Source organism: Pseudomonas sp. DG56-2 (assembly GCF_004803755.1).
Taxonomy (GTDB): domain Bacteria; phylum Pseudomonadota; class Gammaproteobacteria; order Pseudomonadales; family Pseudomonadaceae; genus Aquipseudomonas; species Aquipseudomonas auratipiscis.
The window spans coordinates 1-22,567 of sequence record NZ_CP032311.1 but is presented as its reverse complement, the minus strand read 5'-3'; the positions used below and the strand labels follow the sequence as shown (position 1 = coordinate 22,567).

The 22,567-nt window shown below is 57.0% G+C and carries 17 protein-coding genes; 8 read left to right on the top strand and 9 right to left on the bottom strand.

Translation table 11 applies throughout. The features are described 5' to 3' along the window. Nucleotides 1–42 precede the first annotated feature (42 nt). The 4 genes from glyQ (at nt 43) to D3Z90_RS00070 (ending at nt 4,410) form a co-directional block, all read left to right on the top strand. Nucleotides 43–990 carry a glycine--tRNA ligase subunit alpha gene (gene glyQ / locus D3Z90_RS00085; protein WP_136473838.1) on the top strand — a complete coding sequence of 316 codons (948 nt, stop codon included), beginning with the start codon at nt 43–45 and terminating at the stop codon, nt 988–990. Then, nucleotides 987–3,041, top strand: coding sequence for a glycine--tRNA ligase subunit beta (gene glyS, locus D3Z90_RS00080; RefSeq protein WP_136473837.1), 2,055 nt, complete (start codon nt 987–989; stop codon nt 3,039–3,041). Before glyQ ends, glyS begins: the two co-directional genes overlap by 4 nt. Before the next feature lie 3 nt (nt 3,042–3,044). Continuing rightward, complete coding sequence (gene gmhB, locus D3Z90_RS00075) at nt 3,045–3,578, top strand: D-glycero-beta-D-manno-heptose 1,7-bisphosphate 7-phosphatase (RefSeq protein ID WP_136473836.1); 534 nt, start codon at nt 3,045–3,047, stop codon at nt 3,576–3,578. A 61-nt stretch (nt 3,579–3,639) separates the two neighbouring features. Next, the gene (locus D3Z90_RS00070) at nt 3,640–4,410 is read left to right on the top strand and encodes a 1-acyl-sn-glycerol-3-phosphate acyltransferase (RefSeq protein WP_136473835.1); all 771 of its coding nucleotides are present in this window, start codon (nt 3,640–3,642) and stop codon (nt 4,408–4,410) included. A 170-nt stretch (nt 4,411–4,580) separates the two neighbouring features. Here the strand turns inward: D3Z90_RS00070 and D3Z90_RS00065 are convergent, their stop codons facing one another. Together D3Z90_RS00065 and D3Z90_RS00060 are read right to left on the bottom strand one after the other, a co-directional pair. Further along, nucleotides 4,581–6,203, bottom strand: coding sequence for an MFS transporter (locus D3Z90_RS00065; RefSeq protein WP_136473834.1), 1,623 nt, complete (start codon nt 6,201–6,203; stop codon nt 4,581–4,583). 102 nt (nt 6,204–6,305) lie between these two features. Continuing rightward, on the bottom strand, nt 6,306–7,955 hold the full coding sequence (locus D3Z90_RS00060; protein WP_136473833.1) for a GMC family oxidoreductase: 1,650 nt from the start codon (nt 7,953–7,955) through the stop codon (nt 6,306–6,308). A 137-nt stretch (nt 7,956–8,092) separates the two neighbouring features. Here D3Z90_RS00060 and D3Z90_RS00055 point away from each other — a divergent pair, with 137 nt between their 5' ends. After that, nucleotides 8,093–8,980, top strand: a complete 888-nt coding sequence (locus tag D3Z90_RS00055; protein ID WP_136473832.1) for a LysR family transcriptional regulator — start codon at nt 8,093–8,095, stop codon at nt 8,978–8,980. A 5-nt stretch (nt 8,981–8,985) separates the two neighbouring features. Here the strand turns inward: D3Z90_RS00055 and D3Z90_RS00050 are convergent, their stop codons facing one another. The 3 genes from D3Z90_RS00050 to D3Z90_RS00040 are packed head-to-tail and all read right to left on the bottom strand — an operon-like array spanning nt 8,986 to nt 11,994. Then, nucleotides 8,986–9,804, bottom strand: coding sequence for a sulfite exporter TauE/SafE family protein (locus D3Z90_RS00050; protein ID WP_136473831.1), 819 nt, complete (start codon nt 9,802–9,804; stop codon nt 8,986–8,988). Then, on the bottom strand, nt 9,801–11,072 hold the full coding sequence (locus tag D3Z90_RS00045; RefSeq protein WP_136473830.1) for an FAD/NAD(P)-binding oxidoreductase: 1,272 nt from the start codon (nt 11,070–11,072) through the stop codon (nt 9,801–9,803). The genes D3Z90_RS00050 and D3Z90_RS00045 overlap by 4 nt, the downstream gene beginning before the upstream one ends. A gap of 37 nt (nt 11,073–11,109) precedes the next feature. Further along, nucleotides 11,110–11,994: an MBL fold metallo-hydrolase gene (locus D3Z90_RS00040; protein WP_136473829.1), complete on the bottom strand. Its 885-nt coding sequence runs from the start codon at nt 11,992–11,994 to the stop codon at nt 11,110–11,112. Between the two features lie 248 nt (nt 11,995–12,242). On the opposite strand from D3Z90_RS00040, the gene D3Z90_RS00035 reads away from it, so the two are divergent. The 3 genes from D3Z90_RS00035 to D3Z90_RS00025 all read left to right on the top strand — a co-directional run bounded on the left by D3Z90_RS00035 (nt 12,243) and on the right by D3Z90_RS00025 (nt 16,224). Then, the gene (locus tag D3Z90_RS00035; protein WP_136473828.1) at nt 12,243–13,559 is read left to right on the top strand and encodes a sigma-54-dependent Fis family transcriptional regulator; all 1,317 of its coding nucleotides are present in this window, start codon (nt 12,243–12,245) and stop codon (nt 13,557–13,559) included. A gap of 236 nt (nt 13,560–13,795) precedes the next feature. After that, the gene (locus D3Z90_RS00030; RefSeq protein WP_136473827.1) at nt 13,796–15,319 is read left to right on the top strand and encodes a DUF3300 domain-containing protein; all 1,524 of its coding nucleotides are present in this window, start codon (nt 13,796–13,798) and stop codon (nt 15,317–15,319) included. Nucleotides 15,320–15,333: 14 nt separating this feature from the next. After that, nucleotides 15,334–16,224: a DUF2950 domain-containing protein gene (locus tag D3Z90_RS00025; protein WP_136473826.1), complete on the top strand. Its 891-nt coding sequence runs from the start codon at nt 15,334–15,336 to the stop codon at nt 16,222–16,224. Nucleotides 16,225–16,364: 140 nt separating this feature from the next. Here the strand turns inward: D3Z90_RS00025 and gyrB are convergent, their stop codons facing one another. From gyrB to dnaA, 4 genes are read right to left on the bottom strand one after another with little or no spacing between them, the layout of a single operon-like run. Beyond that, the gene (gene gyrB / locus D3Z90_RS00020; RefSeq protein WP_136473825.1) at nt 16,365–18,782 is read right to left on the bottom strand and encodes a DNA topoisomerase (ATP-hydrolyzing) subunit B; all 2,418 of its coding nucleotides are present in this window, start codon (nt 18,780–18,782) and stop codon (nt 16,365–16,367) included. Nucleotides 18,783–18,786: 4 nt separating this feature from the next. Further along, entirely contained in the window at nt 18,787–19,890 is a 1,104-nt protein-coding gene (recF, locus tag D3Z90_RS00015) for a DNA replication/repair protein RecF (protein ID WP_136473824.1), read from the bottom strand. A 19-nt stretch (nt 19,891–19,909) separates the two neighbouring features. After that, nucleotides 19,910–21,013 carry a DNA polymerase III subunit beta gene (dnaN, locus tag D3Z90_RS00010; protein ID WP_136473823.1) on the bottom strand — a complete coding sequence of 368 codons (1,104 nt, stop codon included), beginning with the start codon at nt 21,011–21,013 and terminating at the stop codon, nt 19,910–19,912. 39 nt (nt 21,014–21,052) lie between these two features. Continuing rightward, the gene (gene dnaA / locus D3Z90_RS00005) at nt 21,053–22,567 is read right to left on the bottom strand and encodes a chromosomal replication initiator protein DnaA (RefSeq protein WP_136473822.1); all 1,515 of its coding nucleotides are present in this window, start codon (nt 22,565–22,567) and stop codon (nt 21,053–21,055) included.

The following is a 22,567-nucleotide window of genomic DNA, read 5'->3' as shown; positions in this document are numbered from 1 at the left end:
TCCCGCTCTTTATATTCGCAGCCCTAGAAACAGGTGAATTTCGTGAGCCAGCCTACGCCAGCAGTGCGTACCTTCCAAGACTTGATCCTCGCCCTGCAGAACTACTGGGCCGAGCAAGGTTGTGTGGTGCTTCAGCCCTACGATATGGAAGTGGGCGCCGGCACTTTCCATACCGCCACGTTTCTGCGCGCCGTCGGCCCGGAAATCTGGAACGCCGCCTACGTACAACCAAGCCGCCGCCCTGCTGACGGCCGCTATGGTGAAAACCCCAACCGCCTGCAGCACTACTACCAATTCCAGGTGGTGCTCAAGCCAAACCCGGCGAACTTCCAGGAACTGTACCTGGGCTCGTTGAAGGCCATCGGCCTCGACCCGCTGGTACATGACATCCGTTTCGTCGAAGACAACTGGGAATCGCCGACGCTTGGCGCCTGGGGTCTGGGCTGGGAAATCTGGCTCAACGGCATGGAAGTCACCCAGTTCACCTACTTCCAGCAAGTAGGTGGCATCGAGTGCATGCCGGTCACGGGTGAAATCACCTATGGCCTTGAGCGTCTGGCTATGTACCTGCAGGGCGTCGACTCGGTCTACGACCTGGTCTGGACCGATGGTCCGTTCGGCAAGGTTACCTACGGCGATGTGTTCCACCAAAACGAAGTGGAACAGTCGACCTACAACTTTGAGCACGCCAACGTCGAGAAGCTGTTCGAACTGTTCGACTTCTATGAAAGCGAAGCCAATCGCCTGATCGAACTGGAACTGCCACTGCCGACCTATGAAATGGTCCTCAAGGCCTCGCACACTTTCAACCTGCTCGACGCTCGCCGCGCCATCTCGGTAACCGCGCGCCAGCAGTACATCCTGCGTGTACGCACACTGGCCCGAGCTGTGGCTCAAAGCTACCTGCAAGCGCGTGCCAAGCTGGGCTTCCCGATGGCGACCCCTGAATTGCGTGATGAAGCATTGGCCAAGTTGGAGGCTGCACAATGAGTGCTCAAGATTTCCTGGTTGAACTGGGCACCGAAGAACTGCCGCCAAAAGCCCTGAGCGCCCTGGCCGACGCTTTTCTTGCCGGTATCGAAAAAGGCCTGCAGGCTGCTGGCTTGAACTACACCGACAAAAAGGTCTACGCCGCGCCGCGTCGTCTGGCCGTGCTGATTCGCCAGCTGGATACCCAGCAGCCAGATCGCAGCATCAATGTCGACGGGCCTCCCCGCCAGGCGGCGTTCGATGCTGAAGGCAATCCGACCCAGGCAGCCCTCGGCTTCGCCAAGAAGTGCGGCGTAGACCTGGCGGAAATCGATCAGAGCGGCCCGAAGCTACGCTTCTCCCAGCATATTCCGGGCAAGGCTACCGCCAGCCTACTGCCAACCATCGTCGAAGATTCGCTGAACGACCTGCCAATCCCCAAGCGCATGCGCTGGGGTGCTCGCAAGGAAGAGTTCGTGCGTCCGACCCAATGGCTGGTAATGCTCCTGGGCGACAACGTCATCGACTGCACTATCCTCGCCCAGAAAGCTGGCCGTGACTCTCGTGGCCACCGCTTCCACCACCCGGAAGACGTGCGCATCAGCGCCCCGGCGAACTATCTCGAAGACCTGCGCAAAGCCTACGTGCTGGCCGACTTCGCCGAGCGCCGTGAAATCATCAGCAAGCGTACCGCTGAGCTCGCCCTGCAGCAGGAAGGCACCGCGATCGTGCCACCGGCCCTGCTCGACGAGGTGACTGCACTGGTCGAATGGCCGGTGCCGCTGGTTTGCTCGTTTGAGGAGCGCTTCCTTGAAGTACCGCAGGAAGCCCTGATCACCACCATGCAGGACAACCAGAAATACTTCTGCCTGCTGGACGTGGACGGCAAACTGCTGCCGCGCTTCATTACCGTGGCCAACGTCGAAAGCCGCGATCCGAAGCAGATCATCGAAGGTAACGAGAAGGTTGTACGCCCACGCCTGACCGACGCCGAGTTCTTCTTCAAGCAGGACAAGAAGCAGCCTCTGGAAAGCTTCAACGAACGCCTGAAGAATGTGGTGTTCCAGGCTCAATTGGGCAGCGTCTTCGACAAGGCCGAGCGTGTTGCCAAACTGGCCGCGTTCATCGCCCCCCGTATTGGCGGTGACGCCCAGCGCGCATCCCGTGCCGGCTTGTTGTCCAAGTGCGACCTGGCCTCCGAAATGGTCGGCGAATTCCCTGAAATGCAGGGCGTTGCCGGCTATTACTACGCCCTCAATGATGGCGAGCCGCAAGATGTCGCCCTGGCCCTCAATGAGCAGTACATGCCGCGCGGTGCCGGCGCTGAATTGCCGACGACCTTGACCGGTGCGGCTGTGGCCATCGCGGACAAGCTCGACACTCTGGTCGGTATCTTCGGTATCGGCATGCTCCCGACCGGCAGCAAAGACCCTTATGCGCTGCGTCGTGCAGCGCTGGGTGTACTGCGCATCCTGATCGACAAGCAACTGGACCTGGACCTGAGCGAAGCGGTGAGTTTCGCCGTGACCCAGTTCGGCGCCAAGGTCAAAGCTGCAGGCCTGGCTGAGCAGGTACTGGAGTTTGTCTTCGACCGTCTGCGTGCTCGTTATGAAGACGAAGGCATCGATGTGGCCACTTACCTGTCGGTACGTGCGCTCAAGCCGGGTTCAGCTCTGGACTTCGACCAGCGCGTGCAGGCTGTACAGGCTTTCCGTCAATTGCCGGAAGCCGCTGCCCTGGCCGCCGTGAACAAGCGTGTTTCGAACCTGTTGAGCAAGGCCGAAGGTGCTGTGGCCACTACGGTCGAGCCGAAGTACTTCGACAATGCCAATGAGTTCTCTCTGTACTCGGCGATCCAGCAAGCTGATCAGGCTGTGCAACCCATGGCCGCTGCGCGTCAGTACAGTGAATCGCTGGCACGTCTGGCAGCTCTGCGTGAACCGGTCGATGCCTTCTTCGAGGCCGTGATGGTCAACGCCGATGATGCCAATGTACGAGCCAACCGTTATGCCTTGCTCAGCCGCCTGCGCGGTCTGTTTCTGGGCGTAGCCGACATTTCGCTGCTGGGGTAAGTTTTGAAGCTGCTGATTCTCGATCGGGACGGAGTAATCAACCAGGACTCCGACGCCTACATCAAGTCGCTGGACGAGTGGATACCGATCCCGGGTTCGATCGAGGCCATCGCGCAGTTGAGCAAGGCCGGCTGGACGGTGGCAGTTGCCACCAACCAGTCCGGCATCGCTCGCGGTTACTACGACCTGGCAACCCTGGAGGCCATGCATGCGCGCCTGCGCATGCTAGTGGCGGAGCAGGGGGGCGAGGTTGGCCTCATCGTCTATTGCCCTCACGGCCCGGATGAAGGCTGCGATTGCCGCAAGCCACAGCCGGGCATGCTGCAAACCATCGCCGCGCATTACCAGGTTGATCTGGCTGGCGTATGGTTTGTTGGTGACAGTAAGGGTGACCTGGAAGCCGCATTGACCGTCGATGCTCAACCGATTCTGGTAAAAACCGGAAAAGGTGAGAAGACCCTGAGCAAGGGAATTCCGCAAGGAACATTGATTTTCGATGATCTGGCAGCCATCTCCAGAGAACTTATCCACAAATAGTACGCCTACAACCCAGGCGCACTTTTACTAGGCGGGCAAGCCCGCAACGGTACATGCCGCTATGTCGATCCTGCAGGCGATCAGAATTTTTCTTTTTTACCTGCTGCTGGGTACCAGCTCTTTGCTGTGGTGCACCCTGAGCTTTTTTATCGCGCCGTTTCTACCATTCAGCGCTCGTTATCGCTTCATCAATGTCTACTGGTGCCGTTTCGCCTTGGTCCTGGCACGGGTTTTTCTGAACATCAAGGTCAAGGTCAGCGGGGCTGAAAACATCCCCAAACAACCTTGTGTGATCCTTTCCAATCACCAGAGCACCTGGGAAACCTTCTTCCTGTCTGCCTATTTTTCACCGTTGAGCCAGGTGCTCAAGCGTGAGCTGCTCTACGTGCCGTTTTTCGGCTGGGCCATGGCTATGTTGCGCCCCATCGCCATTGACCGTGACAACCCCAAGGCTGCACTGCGGCAGGTTGCCAGCGAAGGCGACAAATTGCTCAAGGACGGTGTTTGGGTACTGATTTTCCCGGAAGGTACCCGTGTGCCATTCGGCCAGATCGGCAAGTTCTCCCGTGGTGGTACCGCCTTGGCAGTGAACGCCGGCCTGCCTGTTCTGCCTATCGCTCACAATGCTGGCAAGTTCTGGCCAAAGCAGGGATGGAACAAGCGCGCCGGTACTATCGAGGTAGTGATTGGGGCCCCTATGTACGCTGAGGGTACCGGTCCCCGTGCCATTGCCGAGCTGAACGACCGGGCGGCGGCCTGGAACGAACAGACTCAACGGGCAATGGGATCATTGCCTACAGCGGCGCCTGATGCGGCCCAGAGCATTGCCTGACGATCTGTGGATAACTTGTGTACAGTATTTGGATCTTTCGCTAAAAACATTGCTAAGTCATTAATTTAATTACTTATTTGCGTGTATGACTGTTTTTTGAAAATCGTGCATAAGTTTTTCCTTGGCATAAAAAAACCGGCGCTTAGCCGGTTTTTTATGCCCGTGGAACGTCAGACCTTATCGATGTCCACATCTCGGGTTTCTTTCAGGCAGAACAACCCGACCACCAGGCTGATACCCGTGATCAGTACCGGGTACCACAGGCCGTAGAAGATATCTCCGGTATACACCACCAACGCAAACGATACGGTAGGCAGGAAGCCGCCGAACCAACCATTGCCGATGTGATAGGGCAGGGACATCGAGGTGTAGCGGATGCGCGTCGGGAACAGTTCGACCATCACCGCTGCCAAAGGACCATAGGTCATAGTGGCAATCAGAATCATCGCTACGATAAGCGCCACTACCATCGTTTCGTTCACGTTCGCTGGGTCTGCCTTGGCCGGATAACCCGCCTTGTCGATCGCAGCTCGCAACGCCACTTCATCGAAGCCATCGATGCGCTGGTCACCCACGGTAACAACCACTTCGCTACCGGCAGCGACAGATTCCGAACTGTACGGCAGGCCTTGTTTGACCAGGAATGTCTTCACCTTGTCGCACGGGCTATCGAATCGAGCCTTACCTACCGGGTCGAATTGGAACGTGCAGCTTTGCGGGTCGGCCATGACCACAATAGGTGCCTGGCGGCTGGCCATATCAATCTGCGGGTTGGCGTAGTGACTCAGGGCTTTGAACAGTGGGAAGTACAGCACAGTCGCCAAAAGCAGGCCGAGCATCAGGATAGGCTTACGCCCGATGCGGTCCGATAGCCAGCCGAAAAATACAAAGAACGGTGCGCCGATGACCACACTGATGATCAGCAATGTATTGGCCTGCGCCGGGTCCATCTTCAACATCTGGGTAAGGAAGAACAGGACATAGAACTGTGCGGTGTAGAAGGTCACCGCTTGCCCGGCGTTGATACTGAACAATGCAGTGAGAACGACCTTGAGGTTTGCCCAGGAACCAAAGGACTCACGAATCGGTGCCTTGCTGGTTTTGCCTTGTGCCTTCATTTTCACGAAAGCCGGCGACTCATGCATGCTCATGCGGATCCAGGTTGAGATCGCCAACAACACGATCGACAACAGAAACGGCAGGCGCCATCCCCAAACTTCAAACTGGTCGCCGCTGATATATCGACTACCCAACACAACCAGCAGCGACAACAACAAACCAAGTGTCGCTGTGGACTGGATGAAGCCGGTATGGAAACCACGCTTTCCGGGTGGCGCATGCTCGGCTACATAAGTCGCCGCACCGCCATACTCACCGCCCAGGGCCAGGCCTTGAAGCATCCGCAGAATCACCAGGATGATCGGTGCGGCGATACCAATGCTGGCGTACGTCGGTAACAGGCCTACTGCAAAAGTGGACAGTCCCATCAGTACGATGGTTACCAGAAAGGTGTACTTGCGCCCAATCATGTCACCCAGGCGACCGAACACCAGCGCCCCGAATGGTCGGACCAAAAAGCCCGCAGCAAAGGCCATCAAAGCGAAGATAAAGGCAGTGGTATCGTTCACCCCGGCGAAGAACTGCTTGCTGATGACCGCGGCCAGTGCCCCATAGAGAAAAAAGTCATACCACTCAAAAACCGTCCCGAGGGATGACGCGAAAATGATCTTGCGCTCTTCACGGCGACTATTGCTGACCGTTGCGGCGCCCTGCTCCTGAATGTAATCCGACATCGTTGCTGTCCTCGGCCTCAAGGCCCCAGTGATTATTCTTGTTGTTCCACTGTCGACGCAGGCAGACCGCGGCCCGCGTCGTTATTGCTACGCACCCTTGGGTCAGGGCGTCGGTATTGCGTTTTCTTCGTCGATCCGCGTTGTGGATAACTTCCCCCGTGTAATCAATTGCGCCGCTTTTTCAGCGATCATCAAGGTGGGCGAACAGGTATTGCCGGACACAATCTGCGGCATGATCGAGGCGTCAGCGATACGCAGCCCCGGTACGCCGTGCACGCGTAATTGCTCGTCGACCACATCCAATGCACCGTTACCCATCCGGCAGGTACCCGCCGGATGAAAAATGGTGGTGCCAATTCGTCCGGCAGCTTCATGTAGTTGCTCTTCGCTGTGCAAATCGGCCCCAGGTAGGTACTCACGAGGATTGAACGCAGCCAGGGCAGGGGCCTGGACGATCTTGCGAGTGATGCGTATGGCCTGGGCGGCAACCCGCAGATCCTCAGGGTCACTCAGGTAATTAGGATCGATCAGCGGCGCATCGTCCGGGTTGGCCGAGCGGATATCGATACGTCCACGGCTGGACGGGCGTAGATTGCAGACCGAAGCCGTGAACGCTGGAAACTGATGCAACGGCTCGCCAAAGCGCTCAAGTGACAGCGGTTGAACATGGTATTGAAGGTTGGCGGAGGCTTGTTCCGGCCCAGAGCGTACAAATGCTCCCAACTGGCTCGGTGCCATGGCTAGCGGTCCGCTGCGGTCGTACAGGTAGCGCACGCCCATACCCAGCTTGCCCCAGGCACTATTAGCGACCTGGTTGAGCGTGCGTGCGCCATCGACCTGATAGATCAGGCGCAGTTGCAGGTGGTCCTGCAGGTTGCCACCCACGCCCGACAATTCATGACGAACAGTTATCCCCAGGCTCTCAAGCAAAGCCCGCGGGCCGATGCCTGAACGTTGCAGAATGCCGGGAGAACCCACTGACCCTGCACACAGGATGATCTCGCGACGGGCATTGAAGTGCTGCCACTCGCCGCGCCAGCGCGCTTTTACCGCAGAGGCGCGACCTGCGTCGAGAACCACCTGATCGACCAATACGTCAGTCAATACAGTCAGATTGGGGCGAGCCAGTACGGGACGTAAAAAGGCCTTGGCGGAGTTCCAGCGCACACCGGAACGTTGGTTAACCTGAAAGTATCCACAACCCTGGTTATCGCCACCGTTGAAGTCGGCCACGCTCTCAATGCCACTCTGCGCCGCCGCCTCACGAAAGGCATCCAGAATCGGCCAGGAATAACGCTGCTGCTCGACGCGCCACTCGCCTTCATCACCATGCACTTCACTGGCACCGGCAAAGTGCTTTTCGCTGGCCTTGAACAGCGGTAACACATCTTTCCACGCCCATCCGGCATTGCCTTGCTCAGCCCAGCGATCGTAGTCACTCGCCTGCCCACGCATGTAGATCATGCCGTTGATCGAGGAACAGCCGCCCAGCACCTTGCCCCTGGGATAGCCCAAGGCCCGACCTTGCAAGCCTGGCTGGGCTTCGGTCTTGAAGCACCAATCGGTACGGGGGTTACCAATGCAATACAGATAGCCCACTGGAATGTGGATCCAGGGATAGTTGTCTTTGCCTCCCGCCTCAAGCAACAAAACACGGCAGGTCGGATCAGCAGACAAACGATTGGCCAGAAGACATCCAGCAGGACCAGCACCGACCACAACATAGTCGTAGAGAAAATCGGCAGATGGCATGGGCAACCTCGCGCCTGATTATTATTCTTGTCTCAACCCATGTTATTGATTAATTTCGAGATGAAAACGTTAGATTTCACTCAAGTGCTGTGCGTTTTAACACAACGTTCGTGAACACATGATTCACAAGGAAAAGCATGTTCGACTGGAATGATCTGCGGTTTTTTCTCGAGTTGCAGCGCAGCGGGCGTCTGCTGACAGCAGCCAAGCGCCTGAATACCACCCACAGTACGGTCGCGCGGCATATCGACAACATCGAACAGAGCCTCGGCACCGCGCTGTTCGTCCAACACGCCCAGGGCTACGAACTGACTCCCTCCGGGCAAGCCCTGCTCAAGCATGCCGAAGCCATGGAAAACGTTGCCCTACTGGCCCAGGAGGAGATTACTCAGGCCATCACCCCTCTGGGGAAAATCCGTCTGGGCGTTACCGAAGGCATCGGTATCATGTTCTTCACCCCGCGAATGGGCAGCCTGTTCGAACGCTATCCCGGGCTGGAGGTTGAACTGGTTGCGGTGCCACGATTTGTCAGCATCCTTAACCGAGAAGCTGAAATCAGCATCCATTTGGAACGACCCAACGCTGACCTGCTGATCACCCGCAAACTCACCGACTATCGCCTGGCGCTCTATGCCAGCCGTGAATACCTGGCCCAGGCGCCCACCTTGCATCACCGCGAGGACCTGGCCAAACACAGCTGGATTGGTTACGTCGACGACCTGCTGTTCAGCCAGGAACTGCTGTTTCTAAACAGTTTCTGCCGAGCACCGAACGTGGTGTTTCGCAGCACCAGCGTGATCGCTCAGCAGCAGGCTGCCCGTGCGGGGTTGGGCATTGCCGTGCTACCCAACTATATGGCCCAGCAAGACCCTTCACTGGTACGCGTGTTGCCCAGCGAAACCATCCAACGCAGCTATTGGATCTGTACCCGCCGCGAGTTGCACAAGTCCGTTCGCTTGCGCGTAGTGTGGGATTTTCTCCTGGCGTTATGTGCTCAGGAGCAGGACACCTTGCTGGCGGAGTAGGAGGCTTAGCCCCCCAACGTTTTGATTGTAAGAAGCAACGCCGCGCAGATCCCGACACCCGCAAACAGTTGTTGCAAGCGTGGTCCCGCCAGACGACTGGCAAACTGGCGGGCAACCAGCAGTCCTGCGATTGCACCGGCCGCAAAGGGTGCGCCGACGCTCCAATGCATTACACCAGCCACACTGGCACTAACAACGCTCCCGGTAGATACCAGAGCAATCACGGCCAGCGAGGTAGCGACGATGCTTTTCATATCCAGGTTGGTGTAGCGACTCAGTGCAGGGATGATTACAAAACCACCGCCGACCCCAAGCAAACCGGAGAGCAGGCCAGACAACGCGCCGGTGACTGCCAATGCCCGGGCACATGGCAGGGTCCAACGCAGTCGCCCTTGCAAGGGGTTGAGCACACACGGCATGACCGTACGCTTGCCCAATGGCGGCTCACCGCGCAATTCACGACGAGCCTTGAGTATCATGCGCCCGCAGGCGTAAATCAGCACTGCAGCAAAGGCCAGGGATAGCGGTGCATTGGGAAGCTGATGCGCCAGCATCAAGCCCAACGGTGCAGCGGCGACTCCGATAGCCGCCACAAACGCTGCCGCCCGGTAGCGCACCACGCCTTGGCGTAGTCCCAATGCGGCGCCCACAGTCGCAGCCATGCCGACGGCGAGCAATCCAACTGGCGCAGCCTCCACCATCGTCAGCCCCAGGCCAAAGACCAGCAGTGGAACGGCCAGAATTCCGCCTCCTGCACCGGTCAATGCCAACACAGCGCCAATGATCGCTCCCAATCCAACCGCTAGGAATTGTTGGTCGATCACTGCCTGGCCTCTAGCGGTGCCGCATGGGGTTTGGCCAGCCACTCACGACCTTTGAGCATGCAGCGCCAGTACAGCGGTGGCAGGATCTGCGCCTTGAGCAACCAGGCCAGACGGGTAGGGCGACGACCATCAAGCAGCCAGCGCGGGAAGCTCGGCGACAGTTTGCCCCCATAGGTGAACTCCGCCAGCACGATCTTGCCACGCTCAACCGTGAGCGGGCAGGAACCATAGCCATCGTAGTGAGCAAGCCTCGACAGTCGGCCAAGGGCAACCAATACGTTGTTGGCGACTACCGGGGCCTGTTTTCGCGCAGCGGCTGCGGTCTTGGCGTTAGTGGTATTGATCCCATCCCCCAGAGCGTGAATGTTGGAGAACTTGCGGTGACACAGCGTTGCCGGATCGACGTCAATCCAGCCTGCAGTGTCGGCCAAGGGGCTGTTGCGAATGAAGTCGACAGGTACTTGCGGCGGCACGACATGCAACATGTCGAACGGCTGGGTCAGGGTTTCACTGCTTCCATCAGGCAAGGTGCGTTCAAAGGTAGCTTGCCGAGCTGGGCCATCGACAGCAACCAAACGATGGGAGTATTGGAGGTCCACACCGTACTTGTCGATGTACTCCATCAGGGCAGGCACATAGTCGGCAACGCCAAAAAGCACGGCGCCTGCGTTGAAGAACTTCGCCTGAACATCACCAAGACAGCCTTTGCGCAGCCAGTGGTCACACGACAGATACAAGGCTTTCTGTGGCGCGCCAGCGCATTTGATCGGCATCGGTGGCTGGCTGAATATCGCTCGACCTTTGCGCAAGTTTTGCACCAGCTGCCAAGTGTAAGGAGCCAGATCATAACGGTAGTTCGAGGTCACCCCATTGCGGCCCAGGGTCTGCACGAGGCCATCAATGGCATCCCAATCGAGCTTCAAGCCGGGGCAGACCACCAACTGTTCGTAGCTCAGCAAGCGCCCGTCATTCAAGATTACGGTTTGAGCAAGCGGATCAAAACGCTCTACCCGCGCCTTGATCCAGTGAACACCGGACGGAATGGTCGACTCCATGCTCCTGGCAGTGCTCGGCGCGTTGAAGACACCAGCGCCGACCATGGTCCAACCGGGCTGATAATAGTGGGTGTCGCTAGGGTCAACGAGGGCAATATCCAACGAGGGATCGCGGCACATCAAGCTTGAGGCAACAGCTACGCCGGCGGCCCCTGCACCAACAATCAGGACCTTGTGATGATCGCCTTTAGGCGATGTGGTTTGAGCAGGCATGGCAAGGTGTTCCTTTAATAATAATTCTGGGTACTGCTCAGAGTGCGTTGAGCGGAATTTTCAAATAACGCACTCCGTTTTCTTCCGGTTCAGGCAGTTGGCCACTGCGCATGTTGATCTGTACCGAAGGCAGGATCAGCACTGGCATGTCGAGCGTGGCATCGCGGGCTTCGCGCATGGAGACGAAGCTGTCCTCGCTGATGCCTTCTTTCACATGGATGTTGCTGGCACGTTGCTCGGTCACGGTGGTCATGTAACGAAGCTCACGCCCTCCCGGCAGGTAGTCATGGCACATGAACAACCGCGTATCGGCGGGGAGGGCAAGAATGCGCTGGATCGAGCGATACAACGTACGAGCGCTTGCCCCTGGGAAGTCACAGCGGGCTGTGCCGTAATCCGGCATGAATAGGGTGTCACCCACAAAGGCGACAGCTTGCCCCCCAATCTCGACCACGTAGGTCATGCAGGCCGGCGTATGCCCTGGGGTGTGCAAGGCGCGAGCTTGCAGGTTGCCAATTGCAAAGTGCTGCTCGTCATCGAACAGCACATCGAATTGGCTGCCATCGCGAGCGAAGCGACTGTCAGCATTGAACAAGGTGCCAAAGACTTTTTGCACTTGAGTAATCTGGCTGCCGATTGCAATTTGCCCCCCCAAGGCCGCCTTGAGATACGCCGCGGCAGACAGATGATCGGCATGCACATGGGTTTCGAGAATCCACTGGACCGTAGCGCCCAGCTCTTTCACCCGAGCAATCAACTTGTCTGCTGAACAACTACTGGTACGCCCGGATTTGGGATCGTAGTCCAGCACGCTATCGACCAACGCACATTGGCTACTGTCACGGTCCATCACCAGATAGCTGATGGTCGAGGTGGCACTGTCGAACAGGGCCTCCACATACAAATTGCCGCCGATGATCATTACCACTCTCCAGATAATTCGTGTGCCTGGGCGTCGAGCCAAGTGCGCATTGGCAAAGCTGCCATCAAGATGCATGCCACCGTTAACAAGCCAATTTTCCGAGGCCAAACGCCGCTTTTATTGAACGACATAGACTTCGTCCCCTATCAACTGCCGAAGTTTCTGCCAACTGTTGGCAGACAATGGCAGTTTTTGGCAGTGGTGCTCGCCTTTCAGTTAAGCTGCTCGCGTGCTTTTCCTGGTGCCTTATGTCTTATTCCTCGCGAAAATTCCCCGCCCCCGCAGTTCAAGCGCTGGTGTCGTACCTTGAACACGACGCCCAGCCGACAATCGTGCTGGATACCGACTACAACATTCTCGCCGCCAACGCCGCCTACCAGCGTCAGTTTGGCGTTGAAGGCCAACCTCCCATTGGCGGTAAGTGTCACAGGGTTTCCCATCATTACGCCGTACCATGCGACCAGGCTGGTGAACTCTGTCCAATGCGCAAGGCATGGAGCAGTCGAGCGCCTGAGCGCGTGCTACACGTTCACCACACCCCCCGCGGACCCGAACATGTTGACGTCGAGTTGCGGCCAATCCTTGATCAACAAGGTGAAGTGATTGCCTTTGTCGAACGTCTTACCAGCATCGCGGTAGCCTCTGCTCAGCCTCAGCAACAAGGGTTGGTAGGGCGCGCGCCAGCCTTCACGGAGGCGTTGGCAAGCCTGCAGCGCGCAGCACCTGCGCAGATTCCGGTGCTGCTCCAAGGGGAATCCGGAACAGGTAAGGAGCTTTTCGCACGAGCCTTGCACTTGGGCAGTCCGCGCAACTCCGGTCCACTGGTTGTCGTCGACTGCACCGGCCTTACCGAGTCTCTGTTCGAAAGCGAGCTGTTCGGTTACGAGAAGGGCGCTTTCACCGGCGCCCTGCAACGCAAGACAGGACTCGCTGAAGCCGCTCACGGCGGCACACTGTTTCTGGATGAAATCGGCGAAGTACCGCTGGCCATGCAAGTAAAGCTTTTACGCCTGATCGAGTCAGGCAGCTTTCGTCCGGTTGGAAGCTTGCGAACAGTCCATTCGGATTTCAGGCTTGTTTCAGCCACCCATAAGCCGCTCAAGGAAATGGTCGCTGCAGGGACCTTTCGAGAAGACCTGTATTACCGAATCAGTGGCTTTCCCGTTCGTCTGCCTTCACTTCGTGAGCGCGCAGAAGACCTGCCCTTACTGATCGAAAGCCTGCTGCAACGGATGGCGGGAAAATCCGCACCTCATGTCGATAGCGAAACACTGAAGCTACTCAGGCTGCACAGCTTTCCAGGAAACATTCGTGAGCTGCGCAACATTCTCGAGCGAGCAAGGCTATTCGCCGACGACGGCGTTATCCGTGCCGAACATTTACCGAGTGACTTGCGCAGCGCCCTGGACAGGACTCCAATCCCTTTGCGGCGCCGTGACAAACAAGGTTTTGCGCAACTGGCGCAGGCACTGGAAAACTTTTCAGGTTCTCGCAGTGAACTCGCCAGGCATCTGGGATTGAGTGAAAGAACCCTTTACCGACGCTTGCGTGAACTGGGTTTGTAAATATCCGCCGTGCTTAAAGCTCGATAGGTTCCACGTGGAACATCCGATGTTGAGAACGGGCTCACAGGAAGCAGTCCGTTGCATGCGATTGTGCTCATTCGACAGCGCTTTTTTCTTCTACGCTGATACTGCTCACCCGCTGCGGAGAGCTGTCCAAGCGTCGATTGTCGGTCGGAAACCAGTAGGGCCAACCGCCTGACGTTCCGCTCTGTCTTTTCTGCCACAGGAGCATCGTCATGTCTGCCTGTCTTCACCGGGCGATTTTGCTAACCATCGCCATGCTTGCGCTCTCAGGCTGTTCCGATAAAGATGCACCACCCAAGGCAACGACCGCGTCATCCGCATCGACTGTTGCGGCCGCACCAGAATCTGCACCCCCTCCAGCCGCTCCAACGGCCCCAAGCGAAGCGGTGTTCAGCACCGAGCAACTTGATCAAATGCTTGCCCCGCTGGCGTTGTATCCGGACGCGTTACTGGCTCAGGTACTGATGGCTACCACCTATCCAGGCAATGTCGCTGACGCCGTTGTTTGGTCCAAGGCGCATCCCAAGGTCAGCGGTGATGCCGCCGTCCAACAGGTCGCCGACCAACCGTGGGATCCCAGCGTGCAATCGTTGGTGGCTTTTCCACAGGTACTGGCTACCCTCGGGCAGGACCCAGTCTGGGTGCAGCGCGTCGGCGATGCCTTTCTTGCCCAGCCCGACGCGGTCATGAACTCGGTGCAGCGCCTGCGTGCCAAAGCCAAGGCAGCAGGCCATCTGGAGTCCAACGAACAGCAGACTGTCACAGTACAACCGGCAAGTGCCGCGGCAGGCGGCACAACCACAGTGGTGCAAGGTAGCGCACCGGCACAAACCATTGTCATCCAACCAACCAACCCGCAGGTTGTCTACGTGCCCAGTTACAACCCTTCTGTGGTGTACGGCAATTGGTCATCCCCGTCCTATCCACCAGCGTATTATCCACCGCCACCGGAGTATCCCATCGCTACGGCGTTGGCCACAGGTCTGGCTTTCGGTGCCGGCATAGCGATCGTCAATTCCCTGTGGGGTGATTGCGACTGGGACGATCATGACGTCGATATCAATGTAAATCGCTACAACAACATCAACAACGTCAACCGAAGGCTCGATGCCAACCAGAACAACTGGCGTCACAATCCTGCGTACCGCGACGGCGTTCCGTACCGCGACCAAGCCAGCAGAGCCCAGTTCGACCGACGTTTACCGGGCAGCGAACAGCGCACGGTCTACCGCGGTGACACGCCGGCCCGTGTCGAAGACCGCGCGCGAGCCCGGGAAAGCCTCGCGCAGCATGGCATAGAAGCACCGGCAACCAGCAACCTTGAAGCCCGCCAAAGGGTGCAGAGTGCCGACCGCGAGCGCGCCCAACAAAGCCTTGAAAAACAGGGTATCAGCCAGACCGGTAGCGCACGCGAACGCGCCCAGGTTGCCGACCGCCAACTGAAAAGTGATGCTCAAACCCGCCAGCGTGCTCAGGCGCCTCTACAGAATCGCCAGCATCAACAGCCCGCGCGCAACCAACAGGTACGCCAACAAGTGCGCCAGCAGCATGCGAGCACGCAGGCGCCACGCAACAATGCCTTGGCCGGTGTACGCAACCCTTCGCAGTCACGCATAGCCAGCAATCGTGGCCAGGTCAGCCAACGAAGCGCCAGCCGACCTTCCGTAGCGTCTGCGGGCCACCAAGTGCAACGACCCGTACGGATGCAATACAGCGGTGGCGGCCGTCGCCGTTGAGAGGAGAGTCAGTCATGAATACTACAAGTCGATTTGCGCTTGTTATGCTCCTGCTGTGGGCGTCCAGCAGTTACGCTCAAAAACATTTCCCAGATGCGCAGGCTGCAGGTGAAGCGTTGGTACAGGCGTTGGGTAGTGAAAAAGCCGATAGCCAACAGTTGGCGAACCTGCTCGGCAACGACTGGCAAAGTTACATCCCAACCAAGAACGTTGATCGAAAAGATGTCGACGCCTTTCTCTCTCTCTACAAGCAAAAGCATCAAATTCAGGCTGACAGCCCGGACAGAGCGCATTTGGTTGTCGGTGACGCGTCCTGGGTGTTTCCAATTCCCGTAAGACACAGTGCTAATGGTTGGTCATTCGATACCAAAGCCGGCGCCAAGGAGATCCGCTTACGCCGTATCGGACGAAACGAACTTGCGACCATTGAAGCGGTGCGTGCCTACCACGATGCCCAGATGGATTACGCCGAAGTTGATCGCAATAACAATGGGGTCCTCGAGTACGCACAAAAATTCATCAGTAGCGACGGTCAGTTCGACGGTCTGTACTGGCCAGAGGAGGAGGGCATCGAGGAAAGTCCGCTTGGACCGCTCTTTGGTGATGCCGCCGTTGGCGATGACTGGCACGGCTATCACTATCGTATCCTCACTGCCCAGGGACCTTCGGCGCCGGGCGGCGCCTATAACTACAAGATCGGTGATCGCATGACTCGTGGCTTTGCCGTAATTGCCTGGCCAACGACCTACGGTGACACTGGCGTGATGAGCTTCATGATCAGCCACGACGGCGAACTATTCGAGAAAGACCTCGGCCAGGACAGCACGAAACACGCTGCTGCGATCACACGTTTCGATCCCGACAGCAGTTGGAGCGAAGTAAAGGACGCGGAGAACACGCGCTGAAGGAACTAGCTCGACATATGAACTCTGCACAAAAAAAAGCCCGCGTTAGCGGGCTTGATAATGACCGAGGAGCCTAGTTTCAAATTCTGGTCGGCCATTCATTTTTGATACGTTACTGCTTTACGTGAACCTTCGCCTGATCAGAAATCCAGGTTAGACACCGCCAATGCGTTGCTTTCAATGAACTCGCGACGCGGTTCAACGGCATCACCCATCAGCGTGTTGAAGATCTGATCGGCAGCGATAGCATCTTCAATAGTCACCTTGAGCATCCGACGCACAGTTGGGTCCATCGTGGTTTCCCAGAGTTGATCAGGGTTCATCTCACCCAGACCTTTATATCGCTGAATGGTGTGACGCTTGGTGCTTTCGGTCATCAGCCAGTCGAGCGCTTCCTTGAACTCAGTGATCGCCTTCTTGCGTTCACCTCGCTGCACATAGGCACCCTCGCCGAGCAGGGTGCTCAGTTGCGCGCCCAGGGCAGTAACGGTGCGATAGTCGTTACTACCGAAGAAGTCACGGTTGAAAGTAACGTAGCTGGCGAGACCGTGGGAGGTGATTTCCACTTCCGGCAACCAGACATTGCGCTCTTTGTCTTCACGCAGGCTGGCCTTGTACAGCAGGCCCGACTTCTCGCTGATACGCAGACGCTCTTCAAACTTGCCCAACCATTCCTGCATTGCAGCATGGTCACCCAGTTGCTCCAGGGTTACGGCCGGCAAGTAAACGAAGTGCTCGGTCAGTTCCTGAGGGTACAGGCGCGACAAACGCTTGAGGGTCTTCATCACCGTACGGAATTCGTTTACCAGACGCTCCAGCTCAACGCCGGAAACAGGAGGTGCCGATTCGTCCAGGTGCAAGCTGGCATCTTCCAGAGCCGATTGGGTCATGTATTCTTCCATGGCCTCGTCGTCTTTGATGTACTGCTCTTGCTTGCCCTTCTTGACCTTGTACAGTGGTGGCTGAGCAATGTAGATGTAACCACGCTCGACCAGTTCAGGCAGCTGACGGAAGAAGAAGGTCAGCAGCAGCGTACGAATGTGCGAACCGTCGACGTCAGCATCGGTCATGATAATGATGTTGTGATAGCGCAACTTGTCGATGTTGTACTCTTCGCGGCCGATACCACAGCCCAACGCCGTGATCAGTGTGCCCACTTCCTGGGACGAGATCATCTTGTCGAAACGCGCTTTCTCGACGTTCAGGATCTTACCTTTAAGCGGCAGGATAGCCTGCGTCTTGCGGTTGCGGCCTTGCTTGGCCGAACCACCTGCGGAGTCACCCTCCACCAGGTATAGTTCGGAAAGGGCAGGGTCCTTCTCTTGGCAGTCAGCCAGTTTGCCTGGAAGACCCGCGATGTCCAGCGCGCCTTTACGGCGAGTCATTTCTCTCGCCTTGCGCGCCGCTTCTCGAGCACGTGCAGCATCAATCATCTTGCCGACGACGGCTTTGGCTTCATTCGGGTTTTCCAGCAGGAAGTCAGAGAAGTATTTACCCATCTCTTGTTCAACGGCTGTTTTGACTTCCGAAGAAACCAGCTTGTCTTTGGTCTGCGAGCTGAACTTGGGATCCGGTACCTTCACCGAAATGATCGCGGTCAGACCTTCTCGGGCATCATCGCCGGTGGTCGAAACCTTGTTCTTCTTGGCCAGGCCTTCTTGCTCGATGTAGTTGTTCAGGTTACGCGTCAAGGCCGAGCGGAAGCCGACCAAGTGAGTACCGCCATCACGCTGTGGAATGTTGTTGGTGAAGCACAACAGGTTCTCGTTGAAACTGTCATTCCATTGCAGAGCAATTTCAACGCCCACACCGTCTTCGCGTTGTACGCTGAAGTGGAACACCTGGTTGACCGGAGTCTTGTTGGTGTTGAGGAACTCGACGAAGGCACGCAGACCACCTTCGTACTTGAAGTATTCTTCTTTGCCCGAACGCTCGTCCTTCAGCAGGATACCAACGCCAGAGTTGAGAAAGGACAATTCACGAATCCGCTTGGCCAAGATATCCCAGCTGAAGTGGATGTTCTTGAACGTCTCGCTCGAAGGTTTGAAGTGAATCTGGGTGCCGGTAGTTTCACTGTCGCCGACAATAGCCATAGGCGCCTGTGGAACACCGTGAACATAAGTCTGCTCCCAGATCTTGCCGCTACGACGAACTGTCAGAAGTAACTGTTCAGACAGGGCGTTAACAACAGAAACACCTACACCGTGCAGACCGCCGGATACTTTGTAGGAGTTATCGTCAAACTTACCGCCTGCGTGCAAGACGGTCATGATGACCTCGGCGGCGGACACGCCTTCCTCTTTGTGCACGTCCACTGGAATGCCGCGACCGTTATCGCGAACACTGACGGATTCGTCTGGGTGGATAGTTACGGTGATGTCATCGCAGTGACCGGCGAGTGCTTCGTCGATCGAGTTATCGAGCACCTCGAACACCATGTGGTGCAGACCGCTACCATCATCGGTGTCGCCAATGTACATACCGGGACGCTTGCGCACGGCATCTAGCCCTTTCAGCACTTTAATGCTGGAGGAGTCGTACGTTTGATTTTCGCTCATGCCTTCACTCCCGATGGTCGTGGGTCTGGGTGATACGGCCCTGTTCCACGTGGAACAAAGCAACTGGCGTTTCCGTCTGCCAGCCTTCCCTCAATAATTCATGATCTACACAGGTGATAAACACCTGGCAGCGTAAGTCTTCCAACAAGCGGCAAAGTGCGTGGCGGTGTTGCTCATCCAACTCGGACGGCAAATCATCCACAAGATAAATACATTGGCCGCGTCGCGCCTGGCTAACCAGGTGCCCTTGGGCAATGCGCAGTGCACAGACCACTAGTTTCTGCTGGCCCCGAGACAATATATCGGCGGCGTTATGTGCGCCGAGTCTCAAGCGCAAATCAGCTCGTTGCGGTCCAGCCTGGGTATGGCCCATTTGCTGATCGCGTTGCAAGGACGAAGCGAGTACTTCACTAAGCTCTCGCTCTTTGTCCCAGCCACGGTAGTAACTCAGGGTCAGTCCGTCGAGTTCGACCAAATCGCTCAGGGTTTGCTCAAAGACGGGCTTCAAGGCCTTGATGTAATTTCGGCGGTATTCATCCATTTCAGCACTGGCCAGGCACAGTTCCCGGTCCCAAGTCGCTTGCGAAACAGCGTCAAGTGTACCATGCCGCAACCATGAGTTCCGCTGCCGCAAAGCCTTCTGCAGGCGTTGCCATGTGGCCATGAAGCGGGGTTCCACGTGGAACACGCCCCAATCAAGGAACTGGCGACGGATTTTTGGTGCCCCTTCCAACAAGCGAAAGCTGTCCGGGTTGATTAATTGCAGCGGCAGAATCTCTGCCAACTGCGCGGCACTTCGAGCATTTTGCCCGTCGATACGAATGGTGAACTCACCTTGCCGATCCCGCGAAATACCCAGATTGCTTGATCCACCTTCACTCAACTCGACTTGGCCGAATACCGTACAAGCCAACTGTTCGTATTGAATGACAGGCGTTAGACGCGTGCTGCGAAAGGATCGGGCCAGGCCCAACAGATGCACCGCTTCCAACACACTGGTTTTCCCACTGCCATTGGCGCCGTACAGGATATTGATGCGGGGGGAGGGAGAGAAGGTCACCGGGTGCAGATTACGCACCGCGGTGACCGAAACGCGACTGAGGGACATCTAAAGTCTGCTGGACAAATTACAGACGCATTGGCATGACAACGTAAGCGGAGTCGTCGTTATCGGCTTCCTGCAGCAGGGCGCTGCTATTGGAGTCCGAAAGAATCAGGCGAACTTGCTCAGTAGTCATGACACCCAGTACGTCTAGCAGATAGCTGACGTTGAAGCCGATTTCCAGCGAGCTACCGTTGTAGTCGACGCTGATCTCTTCTTCAGCCTCTTCCTGTTCAGGGTTGTTCGCTTGAATCTTGAGCTGACCGTTGGCCAGTTGCAGACGAATGCCTCGGTATTTCTCGTTGGACAGAATGGCGGTACGGCTAAACGCCTCACGCAGCGCCTGACGGTCACCAATTACCAGCTTGTCGCCACCCTTGGGCAGCACACGTTCGTAGTCTGGGAATTTGCCATCGACCAACTTGGAGGTGAAGGTGAACTCACCCGTGGTGGCACGAATGTGATGTTGACCCAGTACGATGCTGACCATGCCATCAGGCTCAGTCAGCAGGCGAGCCAATTCCAGGATACCTTTGCGCGGCACGATAACTTGATGACGATCGGCATGACCGATGTCAGCGCGCATGGAGCACATGGCCAAACGGTGACCATCGGTGGCTACGGCGCGCAAGGTGTCTGCAGAGACCTCCAGCAACATGCCGTTGAGGTAGTAACGCACATCCTGTTGGGCCATGGCGAAGCTGGTGCGCTCGATCAAGCGGCGCAGCCGACTCTGCTCAAGGTTGCAGGTCAGCGAACCAGGACCTTCCTCAACAGTTGGGAAGTCATTGGCTGGCAAGGTCGAGAGGGTGAATCGGCTCCGGCCAGCCTTGACGATAATCTTCTGTTCATCGAGCTTGATGTCGATCAGTGCATCGTTGGGCAAGCTTTTGCAAATATCCATCAGCTTGCGCGCAGGTACGGTGATCTCCCCTGGCTCGGCGGGCTCTTCGAGCTGCACACGGCCAACCAGTTCCACTTCCAGATCGGTACCAGTGAGTGAAAGTTGTTGTCCCTGAACAACCAGCAGTACGTTGGACAGTACTGGCAAGGTCTGGCGGCGCTCAACGACGCCTGCGACCAGTTGCAGGGGTTTCAACAGGGCTTCGCGTTGAATGGTGAAGTGCATGGTCTAGTCCCTTGCCTTAATAAGCTGCGCTGACGCCAATCACGTCGTCAGAGTCCGCAGCAGGTTCTTGTAGTCCTCGCGGATATCCGCGTCGGATTCCTTGAGTTCATTGATCTTGCGGCATGCGTGCAACACCGTAGTGTGGTCGCGGCCGCCGAAAACATCACCGATTTCCGGCAAGCTGTGGTTGGTCAGCTCCTTGGACAGGGCCATGGCAACCTGACGCGGTCGAGCAACCGAACGAGAACGGCGCTTGGACAACAAGTCGGAAATCTTGATCTTGTAGTACTCGGCAACTGTGCGCTGGATGTTATCCACACTCACCAGTTTGTCCTGCAACGCCAGCAGATCCTTCAGCGACTCACGAATCAGCTCGATGGTGATGTCGCGTCCCATGAAGTGCGAGTGAGCGATGACTCGCTTCAAAGCGCCTTCAAGTTCACGCACGTTGGAGCGAATGCGCTGGGCAATGAAGAATGCAGCATCATGAGGAAGATCGACCTTCGCCTGGTCGGCCTTCTTCATAAGGATGGCCACGCGAGTTTCCAGTTCAGGAGGTTCAACAGCTACAGTCAAACCCCAACCGAAGCGCGACTTCAGGCGCTCCTCCAAACCTTCGATCTCTTTCGGATAGCGGTCGCTAGTCAAAATTACTTGCTGACCACCTTCGAGCAAGGCGTTGAAAGTGTGGAAAAACTCTTCCTGGGATCGCTCCTTACGAGCGAAGAACTGAATGTCATCGATCAGCAACGCATCAACCGAGCGGTAAAAACGTTTGAATTCGTTGATCGCGTTGAGCTGCAGCGCCTTGACCATATCAGCAACGAAGCGCTCCGAATGCAGGTAGACAACCTTGGCATTCGGATTCTTCTTGAGCAGATGGTTACCCACAGCGTGCATCAAGTGCGTTTTACCAAGACCTACACCGCCGTAAAGGAACAACGGGTTATAGCCGTGCTTGGGGTTGTCAGCGACTTGCCAGGCAGCCGCGCGAGCAAGCTGGTTGGATTTACCTTCGACAAAATTCTCGAAGGTAAAGGTTCGATTCAAGTAGCTGGTGTGCTTGAGCGCGCCTTCTACCTGAACGGTGCGTTGCTCGGCACGGCCGCTTGGCGCTGGCGCGGTATTGGGGTCGCCCATCGAATCGAAGCTGTCCCGTGATGGGGCTTGTTCGACTTCAGCAACAGCCACCGCTGCAACAGGTTTTGAGACAGGTTCATTGACCACTGCGACTTGCGCGGCCTGCGCCTGGGATGCAGCGACGGCGGCAGCCAACGGTGCATTGGGAGCAGCGCGCGGTGCCGAACTGCGCCTGCTACCTATTAATAAGGAAAGAGCAGGCGCCATCCCGTTGCCATGCTCACCCAACAGTTCGAGCAAGCGGCTCAGGTACTTTTCGTTGACCCAGTCGAGAACAAAACGATTAGGCGCGTAGACGCGCAACTCGTCGCCTTCGGCTTCGACCTGTAGCGGACGGATCCAGGTGTTGAATTGCTGGGCAGGCAGTTCATCGCGCAGAAGCTCCACGCACTGCTGCCAAAGTTCCACTGACAC

Coding starts and splice junctions, on each gene's coding strand:
- recF (WP_136473824.1), bottom strand. CDS start 19,890: ATGTCCCTCAGTCGCGTTTCGGTCACCGCGGTGCGTAATCTGCACCCG.
- D3Z90_RS00060 (WP_136473833.1), bottom strand. CDS start 7,955: ATGCCATCTGCCGATTTTCTCTACGACTATGTTGTGGTCGGTGCTGGT.
- D3Z90_RS00035 (WP_136473828.1), top strand. CDS start 12,243: ATGTCTTATTCCTCGCGAAAATTCCCCGCCCCCGCAGTTCAAGCGCTG.
- gyrB (WP_136473825.1), bottom strand. CDS start 18,782: ATGAGCGAAAATCAAACGTACGACTCCTCCAGCATTAAAGTGCTGAAA.
- dnaN (WP_136473823.1), bottom strand. CDS start 21,013: ATGCACTTCACCATTCAACGCGAAGCCCTGTTGAAACCCCTGCAACTG.
- D3Z90_RS00045 (WP_136473830.1), bottom strand. CDS start 11,072: ATGCCTGCTCAAACCACATCGCCTAAAGGCGATCATCACAAGGTCCTG.
- D3Z90_RS00025 (WP_136473826.1), top strand. CDS start 15,334: ATGAATACTACAAGTCGATTTGCGCTTGTTATGCTCCTGCTGTGGGCG.
- D3Z90_RS00065 (WP_136473834.1), bottom strand. CDS start 6,203: ATGTCGGATTACATTCAGGAGCAGGGCGCCGCAACGGTCAGCAATAGT.
- D3Z90_RS00070 (WP_136473835.1), top strand. CDS start 3,640: ATGTCGATCCTGCAGGCGATCAGAATTTTTCTTTTTTACCTGCTGCTG.
- D3Z90_RS00030 (WP_136473827.1), top strand. CDS start 13,796: ATGTCTGCCTGTCTTCACCGGGCGATTTTGCTAACCATCGCCATGCTT.
- glyS (WP_136473837.1), top strand. CDS start 987: ATGAGTGCTCAAGATTTCCTGGTTGAACTGGGCACCGAAGAACTGCCG.
- D3Z90_RS00055 (WP_136473832.1), top strand. CDS start 8,093: ATGTTCGACTGGAATGATCTGCGGTTTTTTCTCGAGTTGCAGCGCAGC.
- D3Z90_RS00040 (WP_136473829.1), bottom strand. CDS start 11,994: ATGATCATCGGCGGCAATTTGTATGTGGAGGCCCTGTTCGACAGTGCC.